This is a genomic window from Streptomyces sp. NPDC093260 (assembly GCF_040683715.1).
GTDB lineage: Bacteria > Actinomycetota > Actinomycetes > Streptomycetales > Streptomycetaceae > Streptomyces > Streptomyces sennicomposti.
Window position 1 is genome coordinate 1 of sequence record NZ_JBFBEK010000055.1, and the last position, 16,558, is coordinate 16,558.

Sequence of the window (16,558 nt, forward strand, 5' to 3'; positions counted from 1 at the left end):
CGCGCCCTCCGGGAGTTCCTGGCACAGCGGCTTCCCGCCCACATGGTCCCGGCCGGGTTCGTGTTCCTGGACCGGCTGCCGCGCACCCCGAACGGGAAGATCGACCGGGGCAGGCTGCCCTCGGCGGAACGCCTGACCGTCGTCTCCGGGGAGCGGGTCGGCCCGCGCGACGACACCGAGGAGGAAGTGCTCCGCATCTGGGCCGGCCTTCTCGACCTCCCGGCCGAGGAGATCGGCGTCCACGACAACTTCTTCGAACTCGGCGGGGACTCCCTTCTCGCCGGTCGTATGGCCCACATCCTCGGCGAGCGCTTCCGGGTCCGCATCCCCGTCCGCGAGGTGTTCACCGAGGCCACCCCGGCCCGTTTCGCGGCCCTGATCGCCGAGGGCCGGCAGAAGCAGCTGGGAGCCGACGAGGAGTCCCGTCGCATCCAGTCGTTCCTCGACGAGGTGGACGACACACAGCTCGACCGGCTGCTCCACGCATACGCGTCCGTCACGCGCGAGTCGCTCGACCATTCGCAGGAGGAAGAGAAGTGACCACATCCATCAACGAGCCGAACCAGGCCCACGGCGAACTCCTCGCCCGGTTACTGTCCTCGCAGAACGTCGAGCACGCGGCCAGCCTCTCCCCGGAGCAGCGGCGTCTGCTGATGCTCATGAACATGGAGCCGGGGATGCCGGTCCACCGCGTCAGCGGCTACCGGCTGAGCGGCGCCCTCGACGTCGCCGCCCTCCAGCAGGCCCTGGCCGCCCTGACCGGCCGGCACGAACTGCTGCGCAGTTCCTTCACCGAACTCGCCGGGCGCGTGGTGCGGGTGGTGCACACCGTCAGCGAGGCCCGCCTCGTGGAGCACGCCCCCACGGGCGAGGAGTCCGCCGAGGAGTTCCTCGCCCGGCACACCCGGGCCGAACTCGACACCCCGCTGGACCCGTTCGCCGGGCAACTGCTGCGCGTGCTCCTGCTGCGCACCTCGGCGGCCGACCACGTGCTGCTGCTCACCGCGCACGAGCTGATCGCCGACGAGTGGACCCCGGACCTGCTGATCCGCGACCTCGTCACCGAGTACCGCCGGACCCTGGCCGGCGGCGCGGACGCCCCCGCACCCGCCGCCCCGTACAGCGACTACGCCCGCTGGCGGCTGGAGCGGACCGAGGCCCCGGAGACCGCGCGGCAGCTCGACCACTGGCGGCAACGGCTCGCCGGGGTCCCCGTGCTCCAGCTGCCCACCGACCGGCGCCGTCCCCCGGCCAAGACCTATCCGGGCGACTCGGTGAGCGTCACCGTGTCCCCGACGGCCGCGGCGGACCTGGACCGGCTCGCCGAGCGGCTGGGCGCCGACGCCGAGTCCGTGCTCCTCGCCGCGTTCCAGACGCTGCTGTCCCGGTACGCCGGGCAGTCCGACATAGCCGTCGGCGTGCGGACCTCGGTCCGCGGGAAACGCTGGCCGGACCTCGCGGGCCCCGCGGCCAACACCCTCGTGATTCGCACCGACCTGTCCGGCGAGCCCGGCTTCGAGGATGCCGTGCGCCTCACCGGCCGGGCCCGCGCCGAGGCGGACGCGCACGCCGAGATCCTGTTCGGCACCCTCGTGGACGAACTCCAGAGCTCCTCGCGCGATGTCAGCCGCACCCCCTTCTTCCAGGCCATGTTCGATTTCCGCGACGCCCGCTGGTCGCTGGCCGCGCCGGAACTGACCGTCGCCCCCCGGGCGCTGCCCGCCGGACGCACCGTCGTGGACCTCGCGCTCCAGGCCGTACGCGACGAGGACGGACTACTGCTGCGCCTGGACTACAACACGGACCTGCACGACGAGAGCACCGCCCGCCGGATGCTCTCCCACCTGACCACGCTGCTCGAGGAGGCCGTGCGCGCGCCCCGGCGGCCGGTCGCCGAACTGCCCCTGCTCGACGCCGGCGAGCGCGAGCTGGTGCTGCGCACCTGGAACCGGACCGAGGAGGAGTTCCCCGCACACCTGGGCATCCACCAGCTGGTCGAGGCGCAGGTCTCCCGCACCCCCGACGCCCTCGCCGTCAGCTGCGGCGGAGCCTCCGTCACCTACCGCGACCTCGACGAGCGCGCCAACCAGCTCGCCCACCACCTGCGCGAGCGCGGGGTCGGCGCCGAGTCCCGGGTGGCGATCTGCCTGGAGCGCTCCGTGGAGATGGTGATCGCCATGCTCGCCGTGCTCAAGGCGGGCGGCGCCTACGTGCCCCTCGACCCCGAGTACCCCGCCGAACGCCTCGGCTATCTGCTGACCGACAGCGACACCCAGGTCCTCATCACCCAGTGGGAGCTGACCCGGGGCCTCGTCTTCGACCGCGAACGCGTCCTCATCGACGAGGACTGGCCGCGGATCGCCCGCTCGCCCCGGCACGCCCCGGGCGTCGAGGTGGACCCCGGACAGCTCGCCTACCTCATCTACACCTCCGGCTCCACCGGCCGCCCCAAGGGCGTGATGCTCACCCACCGCGGCGCCGTCAACAACCTCACCTGGCGGCAGCGCCGCTGGCCGCTCGGCCCCGACGACCGCGTCCTGCAGAACCACTCCTTCAGCTTCGACCCGTCCCTGTGGGCCACCTTCTGGCCGCTGCTCTCCGGCGCCAGCGTGATCATCACCCCGCCCGGACAGAAGTACGACGCCAAGGCCCTGGTCCGGCTCCTCGAAGAGGAGGAGATCACCGTCTACGCGGCGGTGCCCTCGCTCAACTCCGTGCTGATGGAGGAACCCGGCATCGAGCGCTGCACCCGGCTGCGCTACGTCCAGAGCGGCGCCGAGGCCCTGACCGGCGCCCTCCAGCGCAGCGTCTTCTCCCGGGTCGAGAACGCCGAACTCATCAACTTCTACGGCCCCACCGAGACCACCGTCGACTCCACCGCCTGGGTGTGCGAGCGCACCGAGGACCCCGAGGCGGCGCCCATCGGCCGGCCGGTCGCCAACCTCACCGCGTACATCCTCGACGACAACGCCCAGCCGGTGCCGCCCGGAGTGGCCGGACACATCTGCGTCGGCGGCGTCGGCCTCGCCCGCGGCTACCACGGCCGCCCCGGACTGACCGCCGACCGGTTCGTGCCCGACCCGTTCGGCGCCCCCGGGCAGCGCCTGTACCGCACCGGCGACCTCGGCCGGTACACCGCCGACGGCACCATCGAGTTCCTCGGCCGGGCCGACACCCAGGTCAAGATCCGCGGCTACCGGATCGAACTCGGCGAGGTCGAGACCGCGCTCACCGGCCACCCCGAGGTCCGTGAGTCCGTGGCCGTCGCCCGCGAGGAGGCCAACGGCGACCGCCGGCTCATCGGTTACGTGGCCCGCACCCGCGGCAGCGAGCTGCGCCCACACACCCTCCAGGCCCACCTCGCCGAGTCCATGCCCGCCTACATGGTGCCGTCCGTGATCGTCGTCCTGGACGAGTTCCCGAAGACGCCCAACGGCAAGATCGACCGCAAGGCCCTGCCCGCCCCCGGCGACGTGAGCACCGTCGGCACCGGCGCCCTGGCCCAGCCGCGCACCGAGCTGGAGACCGAGATCGCGGCCCTGTTCGCCAAGGCGCTCCAGCTCCCGGCGGTCGGCGTCGACCAGGACTTCTTCGAGGCGGGCGGCTCGTCGCTGATGCTGGCCCGGCTGGCGTCCCAGCTCGTCAACCGCTTCGAGATCGACCTGCCCGTGCACCAGCTGTTCAAGACGCCCACCGTCGAGGGCGTCGCGGCGGCCGTGCAGGAGCACCGCAGCGGCGACCTGCGCGAGGCCCTGGTCGACCGGCAGATCCGGATGCTGGAGAAGGACGCCGTCCTCGCCGACGACATCCGGCCCGACGGCCTCCCGCACGCGCGGCACTTCGATCCCCGCGCCGTCCTGCTGACCGGGGCCACCGGTTACCTCGGGGCGTTCATGCTCCAGTCCCTGCTGCGGCGCACCCGCGCCGACGTGTACTGCCTGGTCCGGGCCGCCGACGAGACCGCCGCCCTCGGGCGGCTGCGCGAGACGATGCAGCGCTACCTCATCTGGGACGAGAGCTACGCCGCCCGGATCCGGCCGCTGCCCGGCGACCTCGGCCGGCCCCGCGTCGGGCTCTCCGAGGAGAAGTGGACCGAACTCGCCGGCACGCTCGACGCCGTCTACCACAGCGGCGCCACCGTCAACTTCGTCTATCCGTACTCGGCGCTGCGCAAGCCCAACGTCGGCGGCACCCAGGAACTGCTGCGGCTGGCCTGCACCACCCGGCTCAAGGCCTTCCACCACATCTCCACCGCGGACGTGGTCCTCGCCTCGCACATGCCGCGCCCCCTGCTGGAGGACGCGACGGCCCTCGCCCGCCCCAACGACGACCCCGGCGGCTACACCGGCAGCAAGTGGGTGGCCGAGAAGATCGCCGACATCGCCCGCGAACGCGGCGTCCCCGTCAGCATCTACCGGCCCGGTCTCATCCTCGGCCACACCGCCACCGGCGCCACCCAGGCCGAGGACTACCTCGTCGTCTCCTTCCGCGGCTTCGCCGCCATGGGCATCGTCCCGGAGTACCCGCGCATCCTCGACGCCGTGCCCGTCGACTACGTGGCCGACGCGACCGTGCACATCTCGCTCCAGCCGGACGCCATCGGCGACTTCTACCACTTGTTCAACCCGGCGCCCGTCAGCATCCGCAAGTTCTGCGACTGGATCAGGACCTTCGGCTACGACTTCGACATCGTGCCCTTCGAGGAGGCCCGCGAACGGGCCCTGGAGGTCCCGCCCGGACACCCGCTGTACTCGATGGTGCCGCTCATCCGCGACGCCGAGGCCGACCCGCAGGAGTCGCTGGACCCCCGGCTCATCCACCTGGTGCAGCCACACGTCGAATGCCGCAACACCCTGCGCGCCCTGCGCGGCAGCGACGTCGTCTGCCCGCCGGCCGACGAGAAGCAGGCCCACCTGGTCCTCCAGTACCTGATCGACCAGGGCCACCTCGAATCGCCCGAGCAGATGCGGACGAAGTACGGCCGGAGCGTGTGACCCATGCCCACCGACCGACCTGACGACCCGCGAGAGGAGGAGATCCGGATGCGGCCGCTCACCCCCTTCCACCTGCTCCGCCCGCAGGACCTGCCGCGCACGGTGGAGGAACTCGGCGACACCGCCTCGGGCCCTGCCGCCCCGCAGCTCGCGGCGCTCGCCGGCGCCCTCCTGGACGGGCCCGACGAGAAGACCCAGGACCGGGCGCGCGAGGCCGTCGCCCTCCTGGAGGAGGCCCTGCCCGACCCGGAGCCCGTCGGCACGGACCCCGACGAGTCCCCCGGCAACCGCGCCAACGACGAGGCCTTCGCCATCGTCCGGGTGCGGGGCGACGCGCTGCACGTGCTGCGCCGCTCCACCGCACACGCCTATCTCGTCCTGTGCGAGGAGGAGAGCACCACCGGCACCTCGCTGCCCACCGCGCAACTGCACCGTCTGCACCTGGCCTTCGGCGGCCTGTTCGCCCTGTACTCCGGCACGCCGATCCACCGGGCCGGGGCCGCCGAAGGCACCCCGCGCGCGCCCCGGCCGCTGCCTCCGCACACCATGGGCGAGGCGGACGCGCTGCGCCGCTGGACCCGCGGCCACCGCGTGTTCATGGCCCTGGTCCAGGGCATGGTCGTGGCGTTCCACTGCATGGGCGACCGGCTGCGCGCCGGCGACCCGGAGCGCGCCCGGCAGTTCCTGACGCTGGCGACCACGCTGATGCGGGGCTCCGGCGCCGCCCTCACCTTCACCGGCGACTTCCCGTACTCCGCCTACACGGTACGGGTGCGCCCGACCCTGATCCCGCCCAGCGCCCCGCCGGACATGACGGGCCTGCGCTGGCGCGACCACGAGTACCTCATCCGGGTGCTCAGCGAGCTGCGGCCGCTGTTCGGCGACCTGCCCCCACAGTTCGCGGCGGACCACCGGCGGCTTGCCGAGGCCCTCGACGAGGCGTATGAGGCGCACAAGACCGTCTGCTCGCACTTCGTGGGCAGCGACACCTCCAGTGTGCTCATGGCCGACCGGACCAACGAGTCCGCGGTCGCCACCCTGGAGCGCTTCCGGCGCTCGCGGGGCCAGCTCGTCAGCGGTCGCCGCCCCCGCGGCGGCCGCCGGGAGGAGCAGCCGTGAACCCGTGGCCCGCCCCGGCCGCCGCCGGGGAGACGCTGGCGCCCCTGAGCGCCACCGCCGGGGCGGCGGCCGCCTTCCTCGGGGCCGCCGCACTGCTCGCCGCCGGCATGCTGCGCCGCCCGGAGGCCGCTCCGGAGACCGCCCCCGGGGACGCGTTCTCCGCCGAACGGGCCCTGCGCCACGTACGGGAGATCGCCCGCGCGCCGCGCCCCCTCGGCTCCGCCGAACACCGGCGCGCACGTGAGCACCTGGTCCGCGAACTCGCCGGCCTGGGGCTGTCCTGCGAGATCCAGCGGGCCACAGTCGTGGACGAGTCGGACGGTATGCGCCCGGGCACCACCGTGCGCATCGCCGCCGACGTGGCCAACGTCGTCGCCGTGCTGCCGGGGGCCGAGGGCGCCTCGCAGCGCCCCGCGGTGGTGCTGGTCGCGCACTACGACACGGTGCCGGCCAGCCCGGGCGCCAACGACAACGCGGTCGCGGTCGCCGCCCTGCTGGAGACCGCGCGGGCGCTGGCCGGCTCCCGCGGCAAGCTCGCCAACGACGTGGTGCTCCTGTTCACCGACGCCGAGGAGATCGGCCAGCTCGGCGCGCGGGCCTTCGTGGAGCGGCACGAGCTGCGCGAGCGGATCGGCGTGGTGCTCAACTTCGAGGCGCGCGGCAGCCGCGGCCCCGCCCTGATGTTCGAGACCGGGCGCAACGCCCGGGCCGCCTACCGGCACCTCGAACGGGCGGCCGCCCACCAGTACACCTCCTCGCTGTTCCGGGAGGTGTACAGGCGGATGCCGAACGCGACCGACTTCAGCGCCTTCGAGCGGGCCGGGCTGCCCGGGTTCAACTTCGCCCACATCGGCGGCTACACGCACTACCACAGCGCCTCGGACACACCCGGCACCGTCGAGCCGCAGACCCTCCAGCACCACGGCTCGTACGCGCTGACCCTGGCCCGCCGGCTCGGCGAGGCGGACCTGGCGGCGCTGCGCGGCGGGGAGGGGGAGGAGACCGTCTTCTTCACCCTGCCCACCGGGCGGCTGGTGCGCTACCCGGCCCGCTGGACCATGCCCCTCGCGGTGGCCACGGCCGTGGTCTGGCTGGCCGCCCTGGTGCTGCTGGTCCACGGCCGGGGCCTGGACACGGGGGTCACCGCGCTCGGCGCCGCGGCGGCCCTGCTGCCGACGGCGGCCGTGGCCCTGGCGGCCCAGACGGCCGGCGCCCGACTGGGGGCGCGCCGGCCGGAGTTCGCCTACTACGGCCACCCGAGCCGCTTCGGCGGGCTCTTCCTGAGCGGGATCGTCGCCGCGAACCTGGCCGCCCACACCCTGATCGCGTGGGCCTTCGGCCGGGCGGGGCACCCGCTGGAGCTCGCGGCCGGCGCCACGGTGTGGTGGCTGCTGCCGATGCTGCTCACCGCCCGCGCCGCACCCTGCCTCGGCTATCTGCTGAGCTGGCCGCTGCTGGGGTGCGCCGCCGGACTCGCGCTGATCGGCCACGGCCCACTGCCCGCCGCCCTCGCCGGGCTGGCGCTGGTCACGGCCGGTCCCGTCTGCCTGATGGGCCCGCTGGTCGCCCTGACCTACACGGCCCTGTCACAGCGGCTGTCGGCCGTGCCCTCGCTGGTGACCTCCTGGGTGTGCATGGCGCTGTACGCACCGCTGGGCGCGCTGACCGCCGCCCTGGGACGGCCGCTGCCCGCCGCCCTGGCCGTCGCCGCGCTCGCCCTGGTCGCGGCCGGACTGCGGCCCGGCCGCGACCACCCCCGCTACCGGGGGGTGCTCTACGCCCTCGATGCCGACCGGGACCGGGCGGTGCTCGCCTCGGTCGAGCCGGAGACGGTGGCCGGCCCGGGCGCGCCCGGCGCTCCGGAGCACGGCCCGCTGCCCGAGTTCTTCGGCGCGGAGGACCACCGGTACTTCCACGCCGAGACGGCCCCGGCCGAACTGGCCGCCCCGGCCGCGGTGGTGACCGGCACCGACGCCTCCGCCGGGCGGCGCACGGTCACCTTGTCCCTCGCCTCCCGGCGGGGAGCCGCCGAAGCGGTGCTCTTCCTCGACGGCGCCCGCGTCCTGCACTACGAGGTCGACGGCTGCCCCGGCGCCGGGCGCGGCGGCGAGGACGAGGAATGGAGCCTGTGGCTCTACGGACTGCCGGCCGAGGGGCGCACCGTCACGGTGACCGTGGCGGACGACGGCCCCCTGCGGCTCCGGCTGATGGACCGCACCGACGGCGTGCCCCCCGGGGCGCTGCCGCCCGGCGACGGGCCGCCCGGCACGGCCCTGCCCGCCCCCGCCCTGGGCAGCGGCATGCTCTGCAACGCGACCTGGGTCAGCGCCTCGACGGCCCTCGCCTGATCCGCGCCCGCCCCGCGGGACATCCCGACCGAACCCTGTCCGAACCGGCCCAAGGAGGAACAGCCGTGCCCGGCTTCCTGGAAGAGAACTCGACGGTCCGCTGCAAGGTCGTCGTCAACGACGAGGAGCAGTACTCCGTCTGGCCCGTCGACCGCGACACCCCCGACGGCTGGCACGACGAGGGCTTCACCGGCCCCCGCGCCGACTGCCTGGCGCACATCGACGAGATCTGGACCGACATGCGCCCCAAGTCCCTGCGCTGACACCCGACGCCCGCCCTCTCATCCGAAAGGAAACGACATGACCGCCACCCCGCTGACGATGGACGGCCTCACCCCCATCCTGTTCGGGCACGCCTCCTTCCAGTACCTCAACGCCGGCTGCGAACTCGGCCTGTTCGAGCTGCTCCAGGACAAGCCCGACCTCGCCAAGGAGGACATCCGCCAGGAGCTGGGGCTCGCCGAGCGCGCCACCGACATCCTGCTGCTGGGCACCACCTCCCTCGGCATCACGGTCAAGGAGGACGGCCGCTACCGCAACGCCCCGGTGATCGAGAAGCTGTTCACCGACGGCCAGTGGTCCATCTTCGCGAGCGTCGTCGCCTTCGAGGCGCACATCGTCTACGAGGCCCAGGCCGACTTCACCGAGTCCCTGCGCCAGAACACCAACGTGGGCCTGCGCCGTATCCGCGGCGTCGGCCGCGACCTGTACCACCGCTTCCACGAGAACCCCGACATCGAGCGCGTCTTCTACCGCTACATGCGCTCCTGGTCGGAGCTGTCCAACCCGTTCCTGCTGGAGAACGGCGACTTCGGCTCCGTGCGGACGGTGGTGGACGCCGGCGGCGGCGACGCCGTCAACGCCATCGCCCTGGCCCACGCCCACCCGCACCTGAAGATCACGGTGATGGAGATCCCCGCCTCCGGACCCATCGCCCGCCGGCGCATCGAGGAGAACGGCCTGTCCGACCGGATCACCGTCCACGAGGGCGACATGTTCCAGGACCCGTTCCCGCAGGGCGTCGACTGCGTCCTCTTCTCCCACCAGATGGTCATCTGGGAGCCCGAGGAGAACATCGCCCTGATGAAGAAGGCGTACGAGGCGCTCGCCCCCGGCGGCCGGCTGGTGATCTTCAGCTCGGTCTCCGACGACCAGGGCGACGGGCCGCTGATGGCCGCGCTCGACAGCGTCTACTTCGCCGCGCTGCCGGCCAAGGGCGGCATGATCTACGCCTGGAAGCAGTACGAGCAGTGGCTCCAGGAGGCCGGCTTCCAGGGGGCGAAGATCACCCGAAAGGCCGACACGGGATGGACGCCGCACGGCATCATCACGGCCGTGAAGTGACCGCCCGGGGTGGGGCGGGGGAGCGCCCCGCCCCACCCCGGCCCGCACCCGATCCCCGCACGGCCGGCCAGTCGTCGCCCCGGCGTGCCCCGACCCGAGGCGCTGCGAGCAAGCGCCCGATGGGAGCCCTTCGATGTCACCACACCGAGCTTCACCGACCCGAACCCCGACGCCCACCCCGACCCGCACACAGGCCGCGGACGACGCCGCCGTGGCCGATCTGCTCAACGGCTTCATCGGCACGTATGTCCTCTACTCGCTGATCAGGACCGGAGTGCTCGACCACCTGTACGACGGGCCGGGCGCGGCGGGGGGCGGCGCGGTGCCGGTCGCACGGCTGGCCGCCGACACGGGCACCGACCCCGACGTCCTCGTCCCGCTGCTGCGCTCCGCCGACCGCGCCGGGCTCGTCGCCCACGACCCCGCCCGTGCCGAGGTCGCGCCGACCGCGCGCGGCCGGCACGCCCACCGGGTGCGCGGCTACTTCACCGCCACCGTCGGCGGGTTCGGGGACGTGTTCCGCAGCCTGGACTCGCTCGCCCTGGGCCGGGACTCCTTCGCGAGCGGCGCCCTCCAGGACGGCCATCTCACCGCCCTGGGCTGCGCGCAGAACTGGACCTTCCAGAAGCCCCTGTTCGACGAGGCCACCGCCGGCCTGGCCTTCACGCACGCCGCCGACATCGGCTGCGGGGCCGCCACCCGGCTGATCCACCTCGTGGAGTCCCGGCCCGGTACCACGGGCATCGGCGTCGACGTGAACGCCGAGGCCTGCCAGCTGGCGCGTCAGAACGTCAAGCGGGCCGGCCTGGACGACCGGATCACCATCGTCCAGGCCGACATGCTCGACGTCGTCTCCGACCCGGCGGCCTACCCGCAGGTCGCCGAGGCCGACCTGGTGACCTCGTACTTCATCCTGCACCACTTCGTGGGCGGCGAGATCGGCGGCAGGCCCTTCCTGACCGCCTTCCGCGAGGCCTTCCCGGCGGCCCGGCACGTGGTCGTGGCCGACGGGTTCACCGAGGAGCCGGGCGAACGGGCGCCCGTCACCCCGCTGTTCACCCTGGCGTACGAGCTGTTCCACGACGTCATGGGCATCGACCTGCAGACCCATGCCGCACAGCGCCGCCACTTCGCCGACGCCGGGTTCACCGTCCTCCGGGAGATCGAGTTCGGGCATCCGCTGGAGTGGCTGTTCGTCCTCGGCTCGCCGGACGAGGGGGAGTAGGGGGCAGGGAACATGGCGCGGCCACGCATCATCTACCTCCACGGCAACCGCACCATGCACTGGGCCACGGCCTGGACCCCGTGGCTGCGGGACGAGCTGCGCAACCTCGGCTTCGCCACCGAGTTCCAGACCTTCCCGGACTCCATCGCGGCCCGCCGGGAGTACTGGCTGGCCTTCCTGCGCGACCATCTGCGCGCCGGGCCGGACGACGTGCTGCTCGGCTGGTCCTCCGGGGCGGTCGCGGCGATCCGGTACGCCGAGCGGGAGAAGATCCGCGGCTCGGTCCTGGTGTGCCCGTACACCGGTCTGGACGACGAACTGGAGCGCGGCAGCGGCTACTTCGACGAACCCTGGGACTGGCCGGCCGTGCGGTCCAACCAGGAGGACATCGCCGTGTTCCACAGCGACCGCGATCCCTTCATCCCGCAGGGCCAGTTCGAGACCGTGGTCGAGGAACTGGACGCGGTCGCCTTCGAGATCCCCGGCGGCGGGCACTTCCTGCACCAGCGGGAGTTCCCCGAACTGCTGGAGTACCTGCGGCTGACCTACGGGTGACCCGTCGCGGGAACACCGCCCGGCGGTGTTCCCGCGACGCGGTCAGCGGGCGATCCGCGCCAGATGCCGGGCCGTGGGACTGTCCCAGTCCAGCCGGCCGCGCGGGTCTCCCTGGTACAGCAGCCGGCCGCCCGCCGCGCCGCCGCCCGGACCCATGTCCAGGATCCAGTCGGCGCAGGCCGCGAAGTGCAGGTCGTGCTCGGCGACGACCACCGTGCTGCCGCCGTCCAGCAGCACCTCGAAGGCGTCGACCAGCACCTGCATGTTGGCCGGGTGCAGCCCGGTCACCGGCTCGTCCAGGATCACCAGCCCCCGGCTGAGCCGCTTGGCGCCCCGCATCAGCGCGGTGGCCAGCTTCAGCCGCTGCGCCTCGCCCCCGGACAGCTCGGTCGCGCTCTGCCCCAGCCGCAGATAGCCCAGGCCGACCTGGCGCATGGCGCCCAGCGCCGGCGCCACCCCGGCGTCGTCGCCGAACAGCTCCGCCGCCGTGTCCACGGTCAGGTCCAGCACCTGGTCGACCGTGTGGCCCCGGTAGGAGACGGCCAGCACCTCCGACCCGAACCGCCGCCCGTCGCAGGCCTCGCACGTCACCCACAGCGACGGCAGGAAGTGCATGTCCGCCTGCCGCTGCCCGTGCCCCTGGCACGTCTCGCAGCGACCGCCCTCCGCGTTGAACGAGAACGAGGTGGCGGTCAGCCCGCGCGCCCTGGCCGCGTCCGTCCCGGCGAACAGCTTCCGGATCCCGTCGAACGCCTTGGTGTACGTGGCGGGGTTGGAACGCGGCGTGCGCCCGATCGGCTCCTGGTCGACCACCACACTCCAGGAGACCGCGTCGAGCCCGTCGATCGCGCCGACGGCCTCGCACGCCTCGCCGGCCAGAGCCGCCTGCACCCCCGCCGCCAGACCGCCGTGCAGCAGACTGCTCTTGCCGCTGCCGCTCACCCCGGTGATGCAGGTGAGCCGGTTCACCGCGAACGCGGCCCGGTCCACCGACACGTTGTGGACGGCGACCTTCTCCAGGGTCAGCCAGCGCGTGCCGTTCCCGACCGGGCGCGGGGAGCGGACGACGCGCCGGGCCGCCGGGTCGAGATAGCGGCCGGTGGCCGAGCGCGGATGCCGGGCCAGTTCCGCCGGCGGCACGGAGGCGATCAGCTCCCCGCCCTGTTGGCCGGCCCCGGGACCCAGGTCCACCACCCAGTCGGCGCGCGCCACCAGCTCCGGGTCGTGCTCCACCAGGAACACGGTGTTCCCGGCGTCCCGCAGCCGCTCGAACATGGCGAACAGCGGCTCCTTGTCCGCCGGGTGCAATCCCGAACTCGGCTCGTCCAGAACGAAGATGACCCCGGTCAGCGCGGTGCTGAGCTGCGCTGCGAGCCGCGCCCGCTGCAACTCCCCGCCCGAGAGCGAGGGAGCGTTGCGGGACAGCTGCACATGCCCGAGTCCCAGCAAGGACAGCAGATCGAGCCGGGCCGCGATCTCGGGCAGCAGGGTCTCGGCGATCTCCTGCTGGGTCCGGCCCAGCCCCTCGGCCACCCGGTCAGTCCAGGACCGCAGATCGGCCACCGCCAGGCCCGTCACGTCCACGAACGACAGTCCGGCGAGCCGCGTGGTGCGCGCCACCGGCCCGTACCCGGTGCCCTCGCACGCGGCGCACGGCACCTGCCGCATGAACTTCAGATAGCGCTGTTTGGCGGTCTCCGTCTTCGCCGCCCGGAAGAGACGTTCGACCTCGGCGACGGCCCCGCGCAGCGGCTGCTGGTTGTCCCAGGTCCAGGAGGCGTTGGAGTTCTTGCCGGACACCTTGACACTGACCCGGATCGCCTCGTCACCGGTCCCGTACAGCAGCGCGTCCCGGAACCGCTCGGGCAACTCGCGCCAGGGAACGGACAGATCGACGCCGAAGTGCCGGGCCAGGGAGGGGACCGCCGCCTGCTCGGGGGAGATCAGCTTGCCGAACCAGGGCGACGCGCCCTCCATCAGGGGCAGTCCGGGGTGCGGGACGATCAGGTCCACATCCGGGTACGGGACGCCGCCGGCGCCCAGGCAGTCCGGACAGGAGCCCTCCGGCGTGTTCTTGTCGAAGGATCTGCCGGAGACCGGGGGTGCGTCGGCGGGCCGGTCGGCGGCGAAGTGCGGGATGCGTGAGAAGAGCAGGCTCAGATAGGCGTCGAGGCCGGTCATGGTCGCGATGGTGGACCGGGAGTTATGGTTCAGCTTGCGCTGGTCCACCGCCAGGGTGGGGGAGAGCCCCGCCACGCGCTCCACCCGCGGCCGGTCCTTGGGCGCCAGATACTGCCGCACGAACGGGGAGATGCCTTCGAGATACCGTAACTGCGCCTCCGCGTGCAGGGTGTCGATGGCGAGCGAGGATTTCCCGCTTCCGCTGACACCGGTGAACGCGACGATTTTCCCTTTCGGAATACGGACGTCGACGCCGCGGAGATTGTGCGTACGCGCCCCGGTCACCGTGATCCATTCGGTGATCTGGTCCTCCGGAATCAATTCGACCACGCCGTCCTCAACTCTCCCTGTAAGCGGCCGGATCCGACGGAGGTCCAGTATAGGGAGGGCGCCGATTCTGTCAGGAGTCTTTCGGTCATCCGCCGGTGGCCGCGCCGGGCAGGCAGATTTCCTGAAGGAAGGCCGGACACCGCAGCCGTACGACGGGAGGGCCCGTGCGCATACTGACGGAGCAGCAGGTCGCCGACGCCCGGCGCATGCGGCAGATGCTCTTCGGGCACCTCCTGTCCAGCGCCCTGTGCACGGTGGTCCGGCTCGACGTCCCGGACCTGCTCGCGGACGGCCCCAAGGACGTGGCGGAGTTGGCGGCCACCGTGGACGCGGATGTCTCCTCCCTGCGGCGTCTGCTGCGGGGACTGGCCATGTACGGGGTCTTCGCCGAGCCCGCCGAGGGCGTGTTCGAACTGACCGCGTTCGGCCGGACCCTGTGCCGGGAGGCGCCCGCCTCCGCGCGCCCCTCGGCCCTCCTGGTCTCCGGGGTCGTCGGCGCCATGTGGGGCCGGCTGCCGCAGACCGTCCGGCGGGGCGAGCCCGCGTTCCGCGACGTTTTCGGCGCCGATTTCTTCGAGTACCTGGAAAAGGAGCCGGAGGTACGGGCGGCGTTCGGCGACTCCCAGGCCCAGGGGCTGGCACTGGAACTGGACGAGATCCTGTCGGCCCTCGATCTCGGTTCCGCCCGCGTCGTGGATGTCGGGGGCGGCGACGGGGCGTTTCTCGTCGAGGTGCTGAAACGGTTTCCGGATTCCAGCGGAATCGTCTTCGATCTGCCGGGAACCGCCGCGCTGGCGGAGCGGAAAATCGCCGACGCGGACATGGCGGAGCGGTGCACGGTGGTCGCCGGTGACTTCTTCGACGCGGTCCCGGCGGGCGGCGACGTCTATCTCCTCTCCCACATCCTGCACGACTGGGGCGACGACGACGCACGGGCCGTTCTGCGCCGCTGCGCCGCCGCCGCGCCGCCGCACGCCCGGCTGATCGTGGTCGACCTGGTGCTGCGTGACCACGGGGACAGCGCCGAGGGCTACGAGTACGGCGGGCTCCTGGACATGTACATGATGTCGTTGTTCGGCGGTCACGGCGGCCGGGAGCGCACGGGCGGCGAGTTCGTCCGGCTCCTGGAGTCCGCGGGCTGCGTCGACGTCCGCGTCCGCCGTCTGCCGAGCGGGATGGCCTGCGTCGAAGCGGGCTTCCCGAAGGCCGGTTGAGGCCGGTGCGCTCGGCGCTGATCGTCGGCACCGGCTGCGTCGGCACCTCGGTGGCGCTGGCCCTGCGCTCGGCGGGCGTGACCGTGCACCTCGAGGACGGCGACCGCAACGCCCTGCGCGTCGCCGTCTCCCTGGGCGCCGGCTCCGCCGAACCGCCGGCGGCACCGCCCGATGTGGCCGTGCTCGACGTGCCCCCGGACGCCGTCGCCCCGACCCTCGGCCGCCTGCAGAAGACCGGTGCGGCACGGTCGTACACCGATGTGGCGGGCATCAAACTGCGGCCCCAGCGCGAGGCGTTGCGGGCCTCCTGCGACATGACCCGCTACGTCGGAGGTCACCCGATGGCGGAGCCGGAGCACGCCGGAGCGCTGGCCGCGCGTGAGGGCCTCCTCCGCGACCGGCCCTGGGCGCTCACGCCCACCGAGGCCACCGGCACCCGGGCCCTGAACGACGTCCTGGAACTCGTCGCCCTCTGCGGTGCGACACCCGTCCTCGTGGACGCCGCGAGCCACGACGACATCGTCGCCAGGACCGTACAAATACCGTATCTGATACAGGAGTTGCTGGCCGAGGACCCGGCCGTCCGCCATCCGCTCGCCGACCGGGGAAGCCCCGGTCCCGCCCGCTCGCGACGGCCCCCCGCCCCGGAGCCGTGGGGCGCCCTCCTCGCGGGGAACGCGGACGCGGTCCTGCGCCACCTCGACGCCCTGGACGCCGGGATCCACGAGGCCATGGCGGCGCTGGAGCCCTTCGCCTCGGCCGAGACCGAGACCGAGACCGGGACCGGGCCCCGGACCGACACCGATGCCGAGCGCACCGCGCCGGCCCTGCGGCGTCTGCACGCCCTCCTTGCCGGAGACGCCGAACGACCCGTGCCGACGCCCGTGCGCGCCGTCGGCACGGTCGCGGTCACCGTACGCGACGCCCCCGGCGAACTCGCCCGGCTCTTCGCGGACGTGGCGACCGAGGGCGTCAGCGTCAGGGACGTCGCGATCGAGCACGGTCCCGACCATCTGCTCGGCACCGCCGAACTGCTCGTCGGACCCGCCCGGGCGGCGGGACTGGCCGCGGCGCTGCGCGCCCGAGGCTGGTCGGCGCGGCTCGCGCGCTCCGCCCCCGTCCGGCCCGATCCCCTGAAGGAGTTGACGTGACGCGTCGTCTGTTCACCTCGGAGTCCGTGACCGAGGGTCACCCCGACAAGATCGCTGACCAGATCAGCGACACGATTCTCGACGCGCTCCTGCGCGA

The 16,558-nt window shown here is 73.1% G+C and carries 12 protein-coding genes; 11 read left to right on the plus strand and 1 reads right to left on the minus strand.

All coding sequences use genetic code 11. The annotated features are described in order from the left end of the window. The 8 genes from AB0N63_RS35600 to AB0N63_RS35635 form a co-directional block, all read left to right on the plus strand. A partial coding sequence (locus AB0N63_RS35600; RefSeq protein ID WP_365536080.1) for a phosphopantetheine-binding protein occupies positions 1 to 540 on the plus strand: 540 nt, incomplete at its 5' end. Further along, positions 537 to 4,994 (plus strand): amino acid adenylation domain-containing protein, encoded by a 4,458-nt coding sequence (locus AB0N63_RS35605; protein WP_365536082.1) that lies wholly within the window; start codon positions 537 to 539, stop codon positions 4,992 to 4,994. The genes AB0N63_RS35600 and AB0N63_RS35605, both read left to right, overlap by 4 nt. Before the next feature lie 3 nt (positions 4,995 to 4,997). Next, entirely contained in the window at positions 4,998 to 6,113 is a 1,116-nt protein-coding gene (locus AB0N63_RS35610) for a hypothetical protein (protein ID WP_365536084.1), read from the plus strand. Next, positions 6,110 to 8,461 (plus strand): M20/M25/M40 family metallo-hydrolase, encoded by a 2,352-nt coding sequence (locus AB0N63_RS35615; protein ID WP_365536086.1) that lies wholly within the window; start codon positions 6,110 to 6,112, stop codon positions 8,459 to 8,461. The genes AB0N63_RS35610 and AB0N63_RS35615 overlap by 4 nt, the downstream gene beginning before the upstream one ends. A 65-nt stretch (positions 8,462 to 8,526) precedes the next feature. Next, entirely contained in the window at positions 8,527 to 8,724 is a 198-nt protein-coding gene (locus AB0N63_RS35620; RefSeq protein WP_365536089.1) for an MbtH family protein, read from the plus strand. Positions 8,725 to 8,761: 37 nt separating this feature from the next. Beyond that, on the plus strand, positions 8,762 to 9,805 hold the full coding sequence (locus AB0N63_RS35625; protein ID WP_164387959.1) for a methyltransferase: 1,044 nt from the start codon (positions 8,762 to 8,764) through the stop codon (positions 9,803 to 9,805). 211 nt (positions 9,806 to 10,016) lie between these two features. Next, positions 10,017 to 11,030 (plus strand): methyltransferase domain-containing protein, encoded by a 1,014-nt coding sequence (locus AB0N63_RS35630; protein WP_365536091.1) that lies wholly within the window; start codon positions 10,017 to 10,019, stop codon positions 11,028 to 11,030. 12 nt (positions 11,031 to 11,042) lie between these two features. Then, positions 11,043 to 11,585 (plus strand): alpha/beta fold hydrolase, encoded by a 543-nt coding sequence (locus AB0N63_RS35635; RefSeq protein ID WP_365536093.1) that lies wholly within the window; start codon positions 11,043 to 11,045, stop codon positions 11,583 to 11,585. A 42-nt stretch (positions 11,586 to 11,627) separates the two neighbouring features. Here the strand turns inward: AB0N63_RS35635 and AB0N63_RS35640 are convergent, their stop codons facing one another. Next, positions 11,628 to 14,096, minus strand: coding sequence for an excinuclease ABC subunit UvrA (locus AB0N63_RS35640; RefSeq protein ID WP_365536095.1), 2,469 nt, complete (start codon positions 14,094 to 14,096; stop codon positions 11,628 to 11,630). A gap of 164 nt (positions 14,097 to 14,260) precedes the next feature. Between AB0N63_RS35640 and AB0N63_RS35645 the strand changes: the two genes are divergently transcribed. The 3 genes from AB0N63_RS35645 to AB0N63_RS35655 form a co-directional block, all read left to right on the plus strand. Continuing rightward, positions 14,261 to 15,310, plus strand: coding sequence for a methyltransferase (locus tag AB0N63_RS35645; RefSeq protein ID WP_365536098.1), 1,050 nt, complete (start codon positions 14,261 to 14,263; stop codon positions 15,308 to 15,310). A 5-nt stretch (positions 15,311 to 15,315) separates the two neighbouring features. Continuing rightward, positions 15,316 to 16,461: a prephenate dehydrogenase/arogenate dehydrogenase family protein gene (locus AB0N63_RS35650; RefSeq protein ID WP_365536101.1), complete on the plus strand. Its 1,146-nt coding sequence runs from the start codon at positions 15,316 to 15,318 to the stop codon at positions 16,459 to 16,461. Beyond that, the coding region (locus AB0N63_RS35655; RefSeq protein WP_365536102.1) for an S-adenosylmethionine synthetase N-terminal domain-containing protein at positions 16,458 to 16,558 on the plus strand (101 nt) is incomplete at its 3' end. The genes AB0N63_RS35650 and AB0N63_RS35655, both read left to right, overlap by 4 nt.

What these genes read in the sequence shown, in the direction of transcription:
- AB0N63_RS35610 (WP_365536084.1), top strand. Translation starts at nt 4,998, where the DNA reads ATGCCCACCGACCGACCTGACGACCCGCGAGAGGAGGAGATCCGGATG.
- AB0N63_RS35625 (WP_164387959.1), top strand. Translation starts at nt 8,762, where the DNA reads ATGACCGCCACCCCGCTGACGATGGACGGCCTCACCCCCATCCTGTTC.
- AB0N63_RS35635 (WP_365536093.1), top strand. Translation starts at nt 11,043, where the DNA reads ATGGCGCGGCCACGCATCATCTACCTCCACGGCAACCGCACCATGCAC.